Raw genomic sequence first — 15,207 nt, 5'->3', positions numbered from 1 at the left:
CGCCTTTTCCCCATAGAAACTTTCGCGTTCCTGCTTGAGCAAGCCTCGACGCCGCCGAGATTCGCATGAAGTTCCCCCTTCCATACATCGACAGCAGGAACCCATGATATAGGGGGGTTCCAGCGGGCTTCGCGATAAAGGCAAGCTCTGTTGTTGATGCACTCTTAGCGATTGGATCAAGCGCTAGCGGCAGACCTTGCGGTCTGCCGTCTTCATGATTGGAACTCATAGTAGATTTCCGCTTTTACTGTCGTCTGGCCGGTCGAACTGCTTCCTGCGCGACAGCGGCTCCGTTGACTGGCACCGGAGGTACGTCCGCCGGGACTGCAGAGGCGCCGATTTTGAGCTTCTGACGCAGTTCGGTATTGATCTTCTCAAAGGTGTCTTTGTTGTCCTTGAGGAAGGTGCGAACATTTTCGCGGCCCTGGCCAATACGTTCTCCGCTGTAGCTGTACCAGGCGCCGGACTTATCCACGATGTTGTTGGCTACGGCCAGATCGAGCACGTCGCCTTCGCGGGAGATGCCTTCGCCATAGAGAATGTCGAATTCTGCTTCCCGGAAGGGCGCGGCTACCTTGTTCTTGACGATCTTGACCTTGGTGCGCGCGCCGACGACTACGTCGCCTTCCTTGACCGCGGAGATGCGGCGGATGTCGATGCGGACCGAGGAATAGAACTTTAGCGCACGGCCACCGGTGGTCGTCTCCGGATTGCCGAACATGACGCCGATCTTTTCGCGTATCTGATTGATGAAAATCAGGCTGGTGCGCGATTTCGAGACCGTTCCAGTCAATTTGCGCAGTGCCTGTGACATGAGACGGGCCTGCAGGCCCATGTGCGAATCGCCCATTTCACCGTCGAGTTCGGCCTTGGGGACGAGCGCAGCGACCGAGTCCACGACCAGTACGTCGATGGCTCCGGAGCGGACGAGGGCTTCGGTGATTTCGAGCGCCTGTTCGCCGTAGTCGGGCTGTGAAATCAACAGGTTGTCGATGTCCACGCCCAGCTTTTTCGCATAACCGGGATCGAGCGCGTGCTCAGCGTCGACAAATGCGGCCATACCGCCCAGCTTCTGCGCCTCGGCAATGATCTGGAGAGTGATGGTGGTTTTGCCCGAGGATTCCGGGCCGAAGATTTCGATGACGCGGCCACGGGGCACGCCGCCTACGCCAAGCGCAGCATCAAAGGAGATCGAGCCGGTGGATATGGTCGAAATTGGCACTACGGCTTCTTTGCTGCCGAGGCGCATGATGGAGCCTTTGCCGAATTGCTTTTCGATCTGCGAAAGCGCCAAATCTATGGCGCGGGAACGGTCATCTGCCACGATACTTCTCCAGTTCTGAGGCGCGATTTTGCGCCGGAAATGCGTTCCTTTTCAGGAAAATTGTACGGTTTTGAGGCGATTCTAACACTCGTTTTTCGCGGGGCGAAGAAAAAACAAAAACTTTCGTAATCTTGCCATATTGCGATGCAATTCTCAAGGGCGGATGTCCATCCTGCGAACCAGCCCGCCCTCGATGGTATACGCATGTTCCACAATGCTGTCAGATAGTAGCTTTCCCTCCGGATCATGCACTACCTGATGGACCCGGATCACGACGCGATCCTCGTCGTCGATTCTGAAACCTTGCGGTTCGACCTTAGAGCTAACGGCTTTGAATTGGCGCGTCCAGTAATCGCGGACGGCTTCCTTGCCATGCTCGCGTCCACCCTCCCATCCGTTAGGCCAGTCCACATCGGGATGCATCTTCGCGAGTACTTTATCGACCTCGCGGTTGTTGAAATCGGCATACATTTCTCGAAAAAACTCTTCGATTTCAGCAGACATTTCTACCTTTTCAGCAAATCTACCGGCTCATTTACGTCGGTTACGCGGAAATACTGCGCCAGCGCCGGGTGCTGTTTCCTGACGGCTTCATACATCTCCCAGGCAACGCGGCGGTAGGAAAAGTGGCCCTGCGGCTGGGAGCGCAACTCCGAGATGTAGAGGGCTTCGGCGAAGTCCATTTTGAAGAGAGCGCGCATGCGGGTGCCGAGCGGCAGAATATAGTCGGCAGATTCGCCTGTTTCAGCAGCCAGTTTCATGTGCGCCTTGTGGGCAGACTGCATGGCAGCTTCATATTGCGGCTGCAAGCCTGCTTCGGACACACCTTCGGGGATATCGTAACCATGAGCTGTCGTATAGCCCTGGATCACCTGCACGCAGCGGCGGTGCCGGTGCATGTCGCGGAAGCCGCCGATGTCCATAAGGATGTCGAAGCGTAAAGTCTGCCCTGCGAAGAACTCGCGCAGCAACTCATCATGGCGTCCGCGGTGGCGCGTGCCCAAGGCAATGATCTCGTGGATGCGAGCCTCGTCCAAGGCAGCTACCTGATCGCGAAGCTGCCGGAACGAATAATGGCAGGCTCCGTAGAGGAGCGTGGCGGCGATTTCCGCTTCGAGCGATTCCCTGCGCTCAACCAGATCGACGACAGGAGCCGATTCGATGGCCGCGCCTTGCATCAGCCCAGCAGCTGCCTGGGCCAGTTCGCGGCGGGTTTCGATCTCGTAGCTGTTTGGCGCGGCATACTTCACCAGCGTCGGAGCGGTTTTCACTTCACGCGACAGCAGAGACTCGGCTTTCGCTCCTAGGGCAGGATCGAGCGCAGCGATTTCGCGCTGCAGGCCGCCCAATTCTTCCGCGTGGACGTTCCATGCCGCCCCGGTCGCAGCGGAGCGGAGACGCTCTCCGAGCTGGCGGATCTCGGCATAAGGGCTCGAAAGCAAGCGGGAAACCTGTGTTTCGAGGGTGCGCGCATTCACGATCTGGCCGAGTGAGGTATTCGTTGCCAGCGGCAGCAGGTAGCGGCCTATGTCGAAGGCGCGGGCGCGCAGTGTCCGGTCATAGCTCTCCTGCTTCATCTCGGCAGGTTTCGTCACCTGCTGCTTGAGCCGCTCGAACATGCCTTCCGTCAATTCGTGGTAGGACGCAAACAACCCATCGACCGATTCGCGATACAAATGCGCTGCCACGCGGTCTGAGCCAAAATCCGGCATATACCAGCCGCTTTTCTTGAAATTCTGATACCTTGTAGACCGCTCCTGTCCGTCCCAGCGCTGCTCATCCACCAGCGAAATGGCGGCCAGCAGAGACAGCCTTTCAATTGCGAAGGCGATATGAGCCAGATCGGCGATAGAGCGATGGCCGTACTGGAAATAGAATGTGTTCAGGAACTGTTCGGCGCGCTGGCTGCTGATCTCCTTGAGGGATTCCTTCATCGAGAGAGCCGAGCGTGAATATTTAGCCATGGCGTAGGCCAGCACTTCGGGGTCCGCGCCGTGGACAGCAAAAACTTCTGTCTGGTTTTGAGGCTCAGTCGGCGTGACGGTAACGGATTCAGCGACGGATTCAGGCATGGTGGCCACCAGAATACGGCATTTGCCTCTGGAAGAACGGTCCCAAACTTCTGAGGTTACCGACGTGTTGCAACTACAACGAGTTGCCGCGCGTCCCTTATCGCAGAATCAGCCTGACAGCATGAAAGACATTCTCTCCGAGACCAGCCATCGGCCCTGGCCACTTCCCCGTTCCGGCTGGGCTATGACACAGCGTTGGAACGACCTGCTGTTCGCGCACTGGCCGGTTCCCGCATCGGAATTGACACACCTGCTGCCTCCGGGACTCGTCGTGGATACCTTTGACGGCTCCGCCTGGGTGGGCGTCGTTCCCTTCTGGATGGACCGCATCCGTCTGCGCGGGATGCCGCTGATTCCAGGCGCGAACCGTTTCCCGGAGCTGAATCTGCGAACATACGTGCGCGAGCGCCATTCAAATCTCGCCGGTGTGTATTTCTTCTCGCTCGACGCCGCGAATCCGGCTGCCGTAGCCGTGGCGCGGACCTTTTTCAAGCTGCCTTACTACTGGGCGCATATGAGCATCAAATCAGAGGATCAGCGAGAATTCCATTACCAGAGCACGCGACTGCTGACCCTCGATCAGGTCCGTTTCCGGGCGCGATATAAGAGCCTGCAGCAGCCGAGCGCAAAGGGAGGCATCGAATCGTTTCTCACCGAGCGGTATTGCCTCTACACCGCCGACAAGCGTGGGACCGTCTATCGGGGAAACATCCATCATTTGCCCTGGCCGCTCGAAATGGCTGAGGCTGACATTGAGATCAACGAGTTGCCGCGCGCCCATGGAATTCAGCTGCCGGATACGAAGCCGCTGCTGCACTATGCGCGGGAGCTGGTGGTGTACATCTGGCAGCTTGAGCTGCTGCCCGGGCTGGCAAAGCATGCGGCCACGCAGGCAGTACCGGTGGCGAAGCCTCTATAATTTCGTTGGTGCGGACTCGACTGAGTCCGTCATTCTGAGCGCAGCGAAAATCCAGAGAGCGTCAACATCAACGAAACTCTGATGGCCTCTCGCAGAAAATTTGCGACATATGTGCGGCACGAAATGCCATCTGGATTCTTCGCTGCGCTCAGAATGACATCTTGCTGGAAATTTGATGGAGAACGGAGAGAACATCGTGCTGTCACTGGAAGGAAAGGTCGCGCTCGTCACAGGAGCTTCTCAGGGAATCGGCCGCGCATGCGCCATCGCGCTGGGGCGTGCCGGAGCAAAGGTCGCCGTCGCCGCCCGCAATGAGATCAAGCTGCAGGAAGTGGTAAACGAGATTGCCGGAAATGGCGGCGATGCCAAATCGTTTGTGCTGGACGTGGCCAGCGAGGAATCGATCAAGTCCACTGCTAAGGCAGTTATCGCGCACTTCGGTAGCGTACATATCCTCGTCAACAACGCGGGCATCACGCGAGACACGCTGCTGCTGCGGATGCGACGCGCGGATTGGGACGACGTGATCAACACTAACCTTACCGGCGCCTTTCTGCTGACGCAAGCTGTGATCAGCTCGATGATGAAGGCGCGCTGGGGCCGGATCATCAATATCTCAAGTGTAGTGGGTGAGGCGGGTCAGGCTGGGCAGGCGAATTATGCCGCCAGCAAGGCGGGCCTGATCGGATTCACAAAGTCGCTCGCGCGAGAGCTGGCTTCACGCAATGTGACGGCGAACGCCGTCGCCCCCGGATACATTGAGACAGCGATGACGGCGGTGCTCGATGAAAAGCAGCGCGGAGCCATGCTGGGCCAGATTCCGCTGAACCGTCCGGGCACAGACGAAGATATTGCCAACGCCGTGCGCTTTCTCGCATCCGACGAAGCAGCTTATATCACTGGGCATGTTCTTGATGTGAATGGCGGCATGTACATGTGAAGGGCGGCCTTCGACGTCATTCCACGTTTGATCCTGTTGAAACGTGCGAATTATGCCGCTGATCCGGTGTAACGAGGCCTTTCTACTTCGCGTCAAATGAGCGATTCTTCTTGCGTTACCAGGTGACGCCTATGAACTTCCGCTCTTTTGTTCTTGTCGGCATGGGGTTTGCCCTGTCGCTGGGTATTTCGGCGCAGGACAGCACGCCGTCGAAGCCTGCCGTTGTTGCCGAGCTGTTTACCTCCGAGGGCTGCTCCAGCTGCCCTCCGGCAGACGCTGTGCTGGTCCAGATTGATGGGAAGATCTTCGCAGGCGTCCCGATCATCGTCCTCAGCGAGCATGTGGACTACTGGAACCACGACGGCTGGCACGATCCTTTTTCGTCTGCAGCCTGGACAGAGCGGCAGAATGAATACAACCAGCGCTTCCACCTGGAGAGTGTCTACACGCCGCAGATGGTCATCGACGGAATGGCGCAGGTAAACGGCAGCAATGGTCCGCAGATCGCGCACGCGATTGAAACCGCCGCAGCACAGCCGGGCAAACTGCAAATCGGAATCACGTACGCCTCGTGGGCAGACGATGTTCTGCACGCTACGGTTTCCGTGCCCGAAGTCTCCCAACAGACGGCGAAGGGAACGACGCTATACGCCGTGCTCGCAGATGACGAGGATACTTCCAGCGTGGCCAAGGGCGAAAATTCCGGTAAAACGCTGAAACATGTAGCCGTGGTGCGGGTGCTGCAGAAGGTCGGGCCGCTGCACGGCCCGTTTTCCGGCCCGGTCGAAATCAAGCTACCCAAGGGCGTTTCGCACACAAAGATGCGGCTGATCGTATTCGCGCAAAAAGGGCAGAACGGGGAGATATTCGGCGCAACGGAACGCGAGGTCTGATTCAAAACAATTCCAGCTTGCGAAAGACCCTATAATGAGAGAAGTATCTCTCATGGTTCGTGACGGTTATCTCTACGGCTTGGCACTGCTGATTGTTGCAGGAGTGGTGCATTTCTTCACCGGCGGCTGGCTCTGGGCACTGATCCCGCTGCTGCTGGCGGCATTTTTTCTCTGGTTTTTTCGCGACCCACGACGCGCCATTCCTCAGGGCTATGGCCTGATTGTCTCTCCCGCTGACGGCAAATTGACGGCCATTGACCGTGTGATGACGCCTTCGGGCGAGACCCTGCGCCTGAGCATCTTCCTGAGCGTGTTTAACGTACACGTCAACCGCACTCCGGTGGCAGGAACTCTGCGCGAGGTCCGCTACCAAAAGGGCAAATTCCTGAACGCGTTGAATCCGGACTCTGCGGAGAAGAATGAGCAGAACCTCGCCGTGGTTGAGACTGACGATGGCCATGTGATCGCATTCAAGCAGATCGCCGGACTTCTGGCTCGCCGCATCGTCTTCAATTTCAAGGCGGGCGACCGCGTCGAACGGGGCCAGCGCATCGGGCTCATCAAGTTTGGCTCGCGCGTGGACGTGCTGATGCCCGCATATGCTGAGCTGCGGGTGAAGAAGGGCGATATCGTTAAGGGCGGAGCCACTATTCTCGCTCACATTCCGCAAATCACGGCCGAAACAGCATTCACAGAGCTGGAAGTGGAGTCGCTCGCTTAATGGCCAACGGCAGGCGGCGGAGACGCGGGATGTACATTCTGCCGTCGCTGTTTACGGCAGGAAATATCGCGGCAGGCTATTTCGCGATTACGCAGAGCCTGCAGGGGTCGGTACAGGAACCGCATCATTTCGACTGGGCCGCGCTCGCCATCGGCTTCGCCATTCCCTTTGACGCGCTCGATGGGCGCATCGCGCGCATGACGAACACTACCAGCGACTTCGGCAAAGAGCTGGATTCACTGGCAGACGTGATTACCTTTGGCGTCGCGCCTAGCATTCTGGCCTTCACCTGGGGTTTTCGCATGCTCCCGGCAATGGGCAATCCTGACTTCCGGCAGAAGATCGTGCAGCTGGGAGCCTTCGTCTGCTTTCTGTTTCTGCTGTGCGGTGCAAGCCGGCTTGCTCGCTTCAATATCAGTCACGATCCGGTGCCGAAGAATCCGGGACGTCCGGGAAGAAAGTATTTCGTAGGCATGCCCATTCCTGCATCTGCAGGCGTGATCGCAGCGGTGATTCATTTTTTCAAGGGCGTGCCCATCTCCATCAACTGGGTAGCGATCATCTGGATGGTCCTTGTCGGACTGATCGGGTTTCTCATGGTCAGCACCTGGCGTTTCTGGAGCGGCAAGGAGATCAACCTCTCCAACCGGCATCCCTTTCAATGGATGGTACTAATAGGATTAGTGCTCTATGCGTTGGTCTTCTTTTCGCAATATGTTTTGATTCTTATGGCGCTGATGTACATGTTCTCGGGTATTCTGGCTCGTATCGCCTATTCGTCGCGCCGTGGCCGGCGACTTCCTCCACCCTCAACGACTTTGTGAGCCAATGCCAGATACATACAAAATCGCAATCGTAGGCGCGGCATCGCTGCGCGGCAAAGAATTGAATGAAGCGCTGAGCGAGTCGGTCTTCGGCTCCTCCGAATTTCTCCTGATGGACGATGAAGGCGCGCTTGGCCAGCTTGAATCCGTTGGCGATGAAGTGACTTTCATTCAGCGCATCGAAACCGGCGCTTTCGCCAACGTGGACTTCACTTTCTTTGCCGGAAGCGAAGAAGTAACGCGCAAACACTGGAAGAATGCGCACAAAGCGGGCGCAAGCATCATTGACATGAGCTACGCGCTTGAGAGCGAAGCCAAAGTGCTGGTTCTTGCGCCGTGGGCGCAGCAGACAGCCTCCACACCCGACCTGCAAACGCCTGCCGTGGTCCCGGCGCATCCGGCAGCGGTCGCTTTGGCGCTTCTGCTGCAGCGTGCAAAGGACGTCGCCGAAGTAAGTTCGGCTTCAGCAACGGTGCTCGAGCCTGCTTCTGAATATGGCCGCGCTGCACTGGACGAGCTGCATCAACAGACGGTGAGCCTGCTGAGCTTTCAGACATTGCCAAAAGCGATCTACGACGCGCAGGTGGCTTTCAATCTGCTCCCTTCGCTTGGTGAAGCGGCCAAAATACATCTTGGGGCCAGCGAGGCGCGCATTCGCCGCCACTACGCCGGGCTTTCCGATGGCAAGCTGCCCGAAGCTGCGATTCAGCTGCTGCATGCGCCGGTATTTCACGGATATGGCATTTCGCTGGCTCTGGAGCTTAGCGAGCCGGTGAGCATGGAACACCTTGAAGCTGCCCTGAATGGTGAGCATGTCGACGTGGTGCTGGGCGATTCCGATCCGCCAAGCAATCTCAGCTCGGCCGGACAGGATGACATTCTGGTACGCGTGCGCACGGCAGATGGAAGCGAGCTGGCTACACGGCACTTCTGGGTGTGGGCTGGATTCGACAATCTAAAGCTGGCAGCGGTAAACGCTCTGGCCTGCGCGCAGGAATTGCGGCGGCTGCGGCCTCACGGCAAAGTGCAGTAGCTCTTCACGACGTTATTCCGGGTGTGGCAAAGAATCCAGATGACGCCCTTTGAAGACCGCGTGCTGCGCCATGATGAAGTTGTCGGTCATTCCAGCAATGTAATCAGCGACGACCCGCGGTGCGCCTTCTTCCTCGACGCGCGATTCATAGCTCGGCGGCAGCAGCGATGGATTCGCAGTCCAAGCTTCAAATAACTCAGCGATCACTCGTTCCGCCTCATCATGATCGCGGCTCAGCTCTTCGCAGTTGTAAAGATGCGCATAGAGATAGCCTTTCGCTTCCAGCCGCAATGCCTCCATCGCTGGAGAAAAAGCCGCAAGACGATACGGAGTATTGCGAACGTCGTCCAGAGTGCTGACGCCAGCAGCTTTCACCTGCCGAGTTGTTTCCGCGATCAGATCATCAACCAGCGCATTGAGCACGCGCTTCAATGCTTCATTGAAAACCAGCTTGTCCGGTGCATCGGGATACTCTGCCTTCATCGGCAGATAGAAGCGCTCGAAAAGCTGCACATGCCGGCGAATATCTTCGGTGTTAAGAATTTCCGCTTCCATACCGTCGTCAAGGTCAGCGGTGAGGTAAGCAATCTCGTCGGCGAGGTCGATGATCTGCGCTTCGAGCGGTGGCCTTTTATCGAGCAGGTAGGCGGCAAGCTCCGGATGCTCGGCGGTTGAATAATCATGCGAATGCTTGATAATGCCTTCGCGCACGGCAAGCGTTAAATTCAATCCGCGAAATGCGGCATACCGCAACTCGAAGTGCTCCACGATACGCAGCGCATGCAGGTTGTGATCGAAGCGCAAACCGTGGCCGCGCAATGCTTCATCGAGAGCTCGTTCGCCGGCATGGCCAAAGGGTGGATGCCCAATGTCATGCACCAGCGCCAGCGCTTCCGTCAGGTCTTCGTCGAGTCCGAGTGTCGCTGCAACGGTGCGCGCAATCTGCGCAACTTCCATCGTATGTGTGAGGCGGCTGCGGAAATGATCTGAATATCGATGCGTGAAGACTTGCGTCTTGCCTGCGAGCCGGCGAAAAGCGCGGGCATGAATAATGCGACCGCGATCACGCTGAAAAGGAGAACGATACGGATGCGGCGGCTCGGCAAAAACACGCGCCGCAAGCGGATCGCCTGCGGCGTCAGAGACTCGGCAGCCTGCGGGAAGCGCCATAGTTATTGCTTGCTGTTATTGTCCAGCGAGCCTGAGGATTCCTTTGCCAGCCGGACGCGTGCGCTATCAAGCTTCTTCTGCACCTTGCTGATATCGCCGGGATCGGCGTCGGCTGGAACCGTCTTGGCATACTGATTGAGCGACTGTTCCCACTGCGCGGCCGCCAGCTTCAGGCGATTCGTTTTTTCGTAAACCTCGCCAAGATGGTCGTGAACAGTAGGATCGGTGCTGTTGCGAGCCACAGCTTTCGTCAGACTATCTTCGGCCTCTGTATAGTCACCCATCTTGTAATAGGCCCATCCCAAAGAGTCCAGATATGCGTAGTTTTGCGGATCAAGCTGAACAGCTTTCTTGATCATCGCCAGTGCTTCCTGCAGACGCACGCCGCGATCGGCCATCATGTAGCCGAGATAGTTGAGCGTAAGCGAATTGTTCGGATCGATCTCAAGCAGCTTACGGAACTGAGCCTCAGCTTCGTCATAGTGCTTCTGGCGTTCTTCGAGCGTTCCGCGCAGGAAGTAGACATATACCTTGTCATCTGGAGTTTTCGAAAGCGCTTCGGCCTTGTCGATGGCCTCGCCTGCTTCTTTCCATTTCTTCAGGTGCGTATAAATCTCCGCCAGCCGCAATTGCACGGACCGTTGATTCCCCGGGTCGGAATCGTTGAGCAGGCTTTTCGCCAGATTCAGCCCCTCTTCGGTCTTACCCGTATCCGCCAGCTGTGCTGCCAGCATCAACTTGGCATCGCGATCGGCGTCCTTGTCGTTCGCAAGCTTCGTGACCGCCTCGCGGGCAGCAGCCGTCGCCTTATCGTATTCGTGCGCGTCGCGGTAGGCATCGACCATATTTGTATAGCCGCGCAGAACGTAATCTCCGCCCATGTCAGCCATCTTCTGGTAGGTCGCAACTGCCTGATCGGTTTTACCCTGTTCGCGATACACATTGGCGAGACGGTCGAGGAAGATCGAGCGGTTGTTCTTCTCGCTATCCGAATATTGACCGGTTACATGTTCTGAATCGCTGACAAGCTTTTCGAGAATCTGCGCTGCGTGGTCATACTGGCCAAGCGCGTCATAGGTTAGCGCTTCGTTGAAATTAATTTCCAGCGAATCAGAAACCAGATCCTTGGCCTTTTTGAGCGTCGTGAGCGAATCGTCGTACTTGCCCTGGCGACGTTCGATCTCCGCAATCCGCAGCAGGCTCTGCGCGTCGCTTGGATCTCCCGAGGCCACATCCTTGAAAGACTTCAGCGCAGCCGCTTCCTGTCCGTCAGTAAGCTGTGCCTGCGCCAACGCGCGCTCTACATCGAGATTGTCCGGCTCAAGATCGAACGCTTTCTGGTAGGAGGCCAGAGCATTCTTGTTGTCCTTCATCTGGTCGTAGGTCTGACCCAGGGCATAAAGCGTCTTGGCGGTCTGGTCATCCGGAGGCAGCGCGGAGAGTATCTGAACGGCGCGTTTATTGTCGCCCTGCTCACTGTAGAGGCCCGCAATATTCAAAACTACATCTTCAGAATCAGGGTCAATCTTCTGAGCGGCTCGGAACTGCTCTTCAGCGTGAGCAGAGTCATGGCTCAGAGTGTAAAGTCGGCCCAGCAGCAGGCGGTTCTCCGTCTTATTGGGCTCCAGCCGAACAATCTCGGTGTATTCGCCGATTGCCAGCTTCAGCATCTGGTCCGCCGGACCACCGTTCTGCATATTCCCAAGCGACCGGAGGTAAATGCGGCCCAACAGCTTATGCGCCTCAAGATTGTCAGGATTCTTCTTGATCTCTGCTTCTGCGGCAGCAATCGCATCGCGTACGCGCCCGGTTTCAAAGTACAGCTCTGCCAGGTGTGCGTTCAGATATGGAGATTCCGGATCGGCATTGAGCGCGAGCTTGTACTCTTCAATGGCGCGCGTGGCGTATTCAGGACGGCCGTAAGTCGTGGCCATCTCCTCGTAACTGTGGGCAAGCGCATAGTGATAGTAGGCTGCGGCGCGATCTGTCGGTTGTGGGGCCGTATCGGATCCAGCAGGCTTGGAAGGTGCGGCAGGCGTATTGCTCTGCCCATACATAGGCTGGTACACAGCAGCCACCGCCAGGGTAGCCACGGTAAGGAGACGATGACTGCGAACGAACGGAACCTTGCGAATTTGCTTCAAGGAGAACCCCTGCCAGTGGCTTCGAAGCATTGTGCAGCCGCGCGACATGCAACTTCGGCCTATATTTGGACGCCGCTCTGATTTTAAGCAGCCTCTAGTCTTTATAAGACGATTGTAAACCGGATTGTGTCGCAGAGCAGATTTGCCACGCTCAGGACTTTGGGCTAAGCAGCAACAAAAGCTGGTGCCCCACCTTCGCGAAGCTAAGATGGAGCTATCTGGTATCTAGCTAATTTCAGTGCCGGAAATGCCGCATTCCGGTGAAAACCATCGCCACGCCCAGCCGATTCGCGGCGGCAATCACTTCATCGTCGCGGACCGAGCCGCCTGGCTGAATTACCGCCGTCGCCCCTGCCGCAACCACTGTTTCCAGTCCGTCAGGAAACGGGAAGAAAGCGTCAGAAGCGGCAACGCAGCCTTCGAGCGGCAGAATCGCCTTCAGAGCGCCAAACTTTGCTGCGTCCACGCGGCTCATCTGCCCCGCCCCAACGCTGATGGTTTGCCCGTTGCGCGCATAGACAATCGCATTTGATTTCACATGCTTGCAGACACGCCATGCAAAAAGCAGCGCTGCCAGCTCGTCCTCGGTCGGTTTGCGCTCTGTCACCGTCTTTAATTCAGCAGCAATAACGTGACCGTGGTCTGCGTCCTGCAGAAGCATTCCACCTGAGACCTGCTTGACGACGCGTTCGGTCTGGGCAGACTTCACTTCGACCAGACGCAAATTCTTTTTCGCGGCAAAGCGGAGACGTGCAGCTTCCGAGAAGCTCGGCGCGGCAATCGCTTCAACGAACAGCTTGGCAATCTCCTCCGCGGCAGCCTCATCCACCTCGCGGTTAATTCCGATCACGCCGCCAAACGCCGACACCGGATCAGCCGCCAGCGCCTTCTGATAAGCCTCAAGGATGGTTGCGCCCGTCGCCGCGCCGCAGGGATTCGTATGCTTGATGATGGCAACTCCCGGCTCATCGAATTCCTGCGCCAGGTCCCAGCACGCATCGAGATCCACCAGATTGTTGTAGCTCAGCTCCTTACCCTGAAGCTGCTTGCCGCCGGCGATTCCGGTACCGGAGCCATCGGCATAGAGCGCCGCTTTCTGATGCGGATTTTCGCCATAGCGCAGACTCATGGCCAGTGGGTAATTGATGCGTAACGCCTCGGGAAAAGCTGCCGTCGCCGGATCAGCAAACTGTACCGGCGCTTCTGCCGGTTCGGGTGACGCTATTTTCTCCAGCGTATTGGCGATGGCCGTATCGTAAGCTGCCGTGACCGCGAAAGCCTTTTTCGCCAGACGCCAGCGGGTTTCGCGGCTCAGCGTGCCTGCGTTGGCCGCCAACTCTTCAGCCAGAGCCGGATAATCGGCTGTTGAAGTAACAATCGCCACATCTTCAAAATTCTTGGCAGCGGAGCGCACCATCGAGGGGCCGCCGATATCAATATTTTCGATCACCTCGGCAAACTTCGCGCCCTCGCGTGCTGCCGTCTTCTCGAAGGCATAGAGATTCACGACCACCATATCGATCGGCTCAATGCCGTGCTCTTCAACCGCGGCTACGTGCTGGGCATTTTCGCGAATATGCAGAATGCCGCCATGCACTTTGGGATGGAGCGTCTTCACACGGCCATCAAGCATCTCTGGAAAGCCGGTCAGCTCGGAAATATCGCGCACCGCAAGTCCAGCATCGCGCAGAGCCTTGGCTGTGCCGCCGGTGGATACCAGTTCCACGCCATACTTGGTCAATTTGCGGGCAAACTCAACCAGACCGCTCTTGTCAGTGACGCTCAAAAGTGCGCGCCGCACCTGCTTATTGCTGCTCAAAACCGTGCTCCTTGGAAATGAAAGGGTGAACTTTGATTGTAAGCGAAGCGCGTATCCGGCGCAGAGTGTCCCTGGCCTCCCGGAAATATGGGTTCTCAGCTATTTGGTTTGGTCGAACCGTGATTCATACAAAGAAAGATTGATAGAATTCCGGAAATAAACAATAAGCAAATTGTCACCCCACAAAGACCTAAAGGTTTATAGATGCTATCCCTGTCTCTTGCTGCTCTTCTACTCCTTGGTTTCGCACAGACTTCGGCTCCTTCGCAATCGCCCGCCGACACGCCCACTACACAATCGCCAACATCTGTAGTTCAAGTGAATCCACCACCCCTTCCAACTGATCCGACAGAACGCTTGCAACTCGGGTGGGAATTAAATGGTTTGCAGGACACGAATAGACAGCCATGGCATTTGACGGCTAGCTATCAAATCTTTGATTCCGACGGCAAATCAAAAGACCAGGGAACATTCGAAGAATGGTGGGTGAGCGAAAGGGACTATAAGCTTGTTTACCATGGCTCAGAATTTTCCCAGGAAGAGTACGGCACAGATCACGGCATCTTCCATTCGGGCGCGCCGGGCTGGCCTCTTGATCCATTACGACTGCTCAGATCAGCAATCCTTCAACCCGTCCCTTCTCCCGAAGATATTCAGGATTTGGATAAACAAGATCTGATTCGCAAATTCGGCACTACCGAGCTAACCTGCTCTGCGTTGAGCCGCCACGGCGAAAAAGCAGACGAAGACTCAATATCTTATTGTTTTGATCCCAAGAAACCAGTTCTTTTGTACTCGAATACCCGCAGTTTGGTTCGCCAGACATTGTTCAGTCATTTTTTTCAGTTTCAAGGCCGCTATATTCCTCGCGATATACAACTCTATTTCCAGGCAAGACCTTCACTTACAATTCATATCGACACGCTTGAACCACTTAGCGAAGCTTCCCAATTGACCACGGCAGTCCCTGCAGATGCGATCCCGGTAACAAAGCGTATCTCCTTATCGCAGGTTCAAAGTCTGAGTGACACAGGACGTCAGATAAAGAAAGTTGCACCCAAATACCCGATGGAGGCCAAAGAAGCTCACATACAGGGTACCGTCATCTTCGACGCGACGATCTCCAGGGAGGGTCATATCCAATCTCTTCGCGTACTTTCAGGTCCGCTAATGCTGCAGCAAGCCGCACTAGACGCCGTACGACAGTGGGTATATAAGCCATATCTGTTAAATGGCGAGCCTGTAGAAGTTGACACCGAGGCATATGTAATATTCAGCCTCGGCTCGAGATGAAAGCCGATTCACCGGTGAGGGCAAGAGACTGGGTGAAAAAGACCGCGCGAAGCAG

13 protein-coding genes are annotated in these 15,207 nt (G+C 56.5%); 7 read left to right on the top strand and 6 right to left on the bottom strand.

Annotation, left to right across the window (positions count from 1 at the left end):
* Positions 1 to 244 precede the first annotated feature (244 nt).
* The 3 genes from recA to GSQ86_RS08755 form a co-directional block, all read right to left on the bottom strand.
* Entirely contained in the window at positions 245 to 1,324 is a 1,080-nt protein-coding gene (recA, locus tag GSQ86_RS08765) for a recombinase RecA (protein WP_158749589.1), read from the bottom strand.
* A 153-nt stretch (positions 1,325 to 1,477) separates the two neighbouring features.
* Positions 1,478 to 1,828, bottom strand: a complete 351-nt coding sequence (locus tag GSQ86_RS08760; RefSeq protein WP_158749588.1) for a nuclear transport factor 2 family protein — start codon at positions 1,826 to 1,828, stop codon at positions 1,478 to 1,480.
* Between the two features lie 2 nt (positions 1,829 to 1,830).
* Positions 1,831 to 3,396, bottom strand: a complete 1,566-nt coding sequence (locus GSQ86_RS08755) for an FAD-dependent thymidylate synthase (protein ID WP_158749587.1) — start codon at positions 3,394 to 3,396, stop codon at positions 1,831 to 1,833.
* A 64-nt stretch (positions 3,397 to 3,460) separates the two neighbouring features.
* Between GSQ86_RS08755 and GSQ86_RS08750 the strand changes: the two genes are divergently transcribed.
* The 6 genes from GSQ86_RS08750 to GSQ86_RS08725 all read left to right on the top strand — a co-directional run bounded on the left by GSQ86_RS08750 (position 3,461) and on the right by GSQ86_RS08725 (position 8,726).
* Positions 3,461 to 4,315, top strand: a complete 855-nt coding sequence (locus GSQ86_RS08750) for a YqjF family protein (protein ID WP_254062244.1) — start codon at positions 3,461 to 3,463, stop codon at positions 4,313 to 4,315.
* Positions 4,316 to 4,508: 193 nt separating this feature from the next.
* A complete protein-coding gene (fabG, locus tag GSQ86_RS08745; protein WP_371720533.1) occupies positions 4,509 to 5,255 on the top strand; it encodes a 3-oxoacyl-[acyl-carrier-protein] reductase in 747 nt (248 codons plus the stop codon).
* 131 nt (positions 5,256 to 5,386) lie between these two features.
* Positions 5,387 to 6,148 (top strand): thioredoxin family protein, encoded by a 762-nt coding sequence (locus GSQ86_RS08740; protein ID WP_158749585.1) that lies wholly within the window; start codon positions 5,387 to 5,389, stop codon positions 6,146 to 6,148.
* Between the two features lie 34 nt (positions 6,149 to 6,182).
* Positions 6,183 to 6,869 carry a phosphatidylserine decarboxylase family protein gene (locus tag GSQ86_RS08735; RefSeq protein WP_371720488.1) on the top strand — a complete coding sequence of 229 codons (687 nt, stop codon included), beginning with the start codon at positions 6,183 to 6,185 and terminating at the stop codon, positions 6,867 to 6,869.
* A gap of 29 nt (positions 6,870 to 6,898) precedes the next feature.
* Positions 6,899 to 7,693: a CDP-diacylglycerol--serine O-phosphatidyltransferase gene (pssA, locus tag GSQ86_RS08730; RefSeq protein ID WP_158749584.1), complete on the top strand. Its 795-nt coding sequence runs from the start codon at positions 6,899 to 6,901 to the stop codon at positions 7,691 to 7,693.
* Between the two features lie 4 nt (positions 7,694 to 7,697).
* Positions 7,698 to 8,726: an Asd/ArgC dimerization domain-containing protein gene (locus GSQ86_RS08725; RefSeq protein WP_158749583.1), complete on the top strand. Its 1,029-nt coding sequence runs from the start codon at positions 7,698 to 7,700 to the stop codon at positions 8,724 to 8,726.
* Between the two features lie 12 nt (positions 8,727 to 8,738).
* Here GSQ86_RS08725 and dgt read toward each other — a convergent pair whose 3' ends face one another.
* From dgt to purH, 3 genes are all read right to left on the bottom strand, one after another.
* Positions 8,739 to 9,896 carry a dGTP triphosphohydrolase gene (gene dgt / locus GSQ86_RS08720; protein WP_158749582.1) on the bottom strand — a complete coding sequence of 386 codons (1,158 nt, stop codon included), beginning with the start codon at positions 9,894 to 9,896 and terminating at the stop codon, positions 8,739 to 8,741.
* Positions 9,897 to 9,898: 2 nt separating this feature from the next.
* Positions 9,899 to 12,040, bottom strand: coding sequence for a tetratricopeptide repeat protein (locus tag GSQ86_RS08715; RefSeq protein WP_254062243.1), 2,142 nt, complete (start codon positions 12,038 to 12,040; stop codon positions 9,899 to 9,901).
* Positions 12,041 to 12,275: 235 nt separating this feature from the next.
* Positions 12,276 to 13,859, bottom strand: a complete 1,584-nt coding sequence (gene purH / locus GSQ86_RS08710; protein WP_158749580.1) for a bifunctional phosphoribosylaminoimidazolecarboxamide formyltransferase/IMP cyclohydrolase — start codon at positions 13,857 to 13,859, stop codon at positions 12,276 to 12,278.
* Between the two features lie 318 nt (positions 13,860 to 14,177).
* Between purH and GSQ86_RS23365 the strand changes: the two genes are divergently transcribed.
* Positions 14,178 to 15,152, top strand: coding sequence for an energy transducer TonB (locus GSQ86_RS23365; protein WP_254062242.1), 975 nt, complete (start codon positions 14,178 to 14,180; stop codon positions 15,150 to 15,152).
* Positions 15,153 to 15,207: the final 55 nt, after the last annotated feature.

The sequence above is a fragment of the Acidobacterium sp. S8 genome, assembly GCF_009765985.1.
Lineage (GTDB): Bacteria > Acidobacteriota > Terriglobia > Terriglobales > Acidobacteriaceae > Alloacidobacterium.
The sequence above is the reverse complement of the archived record's forward strand: the minus strand, read 5'-3'. Positions and strand labels throughout refer to the sequence as shown.

Excerpts from the sequence above, each read along its gene's own strand:
- GSQ86_RS08740 (WP_158749585.1), top strand. The coding sequence starts at position 5,387 with ATGAACTTCCGCTCTTTTGTTCTTGTCGGCATGGGGTTTGCCCTGTCG.
- pssA (WP_158749584.1), top strand. The coding sequence starts at position 6,899 with ATGTACATTCTGCCGTCGCTGTTTACGGCAGGAAATATCGCGGCAGGC.
- GSQ86_RS08755 (WP_158749587.1), bottom strand. The coding sequence starts at position 3,396 with ATGCCTGAATCCGTCGCTGAATCCGTTACCGTCACGCCGACTGAGCCT.
- GSQ86_RS08735 (WP_371720488.1), top strand. The coding sequence starts at position 6,183 with ATGAGAGAAGTATCTCTCATGGTTCGTGACGGTTATCTCTACGGCTTG.
- dgt (WP_158749582.1), bottom strand. The coding sequence starts at position 9,896 with ATGGCGCTTCCCGCAGGCTGCCGAGTCTCTGACGCCGCAGGCGATCCG.
- GSQ86_RS08725 (WP_158749583.1), top strand. The coding sequence starts at position 7,698 with ATGCCAGATACATACAAAATCGCAATCGTAGGCGCGGCATCGCTGCGC.
- GSQ86_RS08760 (WP_158749588.1), bottom strand. The coding sequence starts at position 1,828 with ATGTCTGCTGAAATCGAAGAGTTTTTTCGAGAAATGTATGCCGATTTC.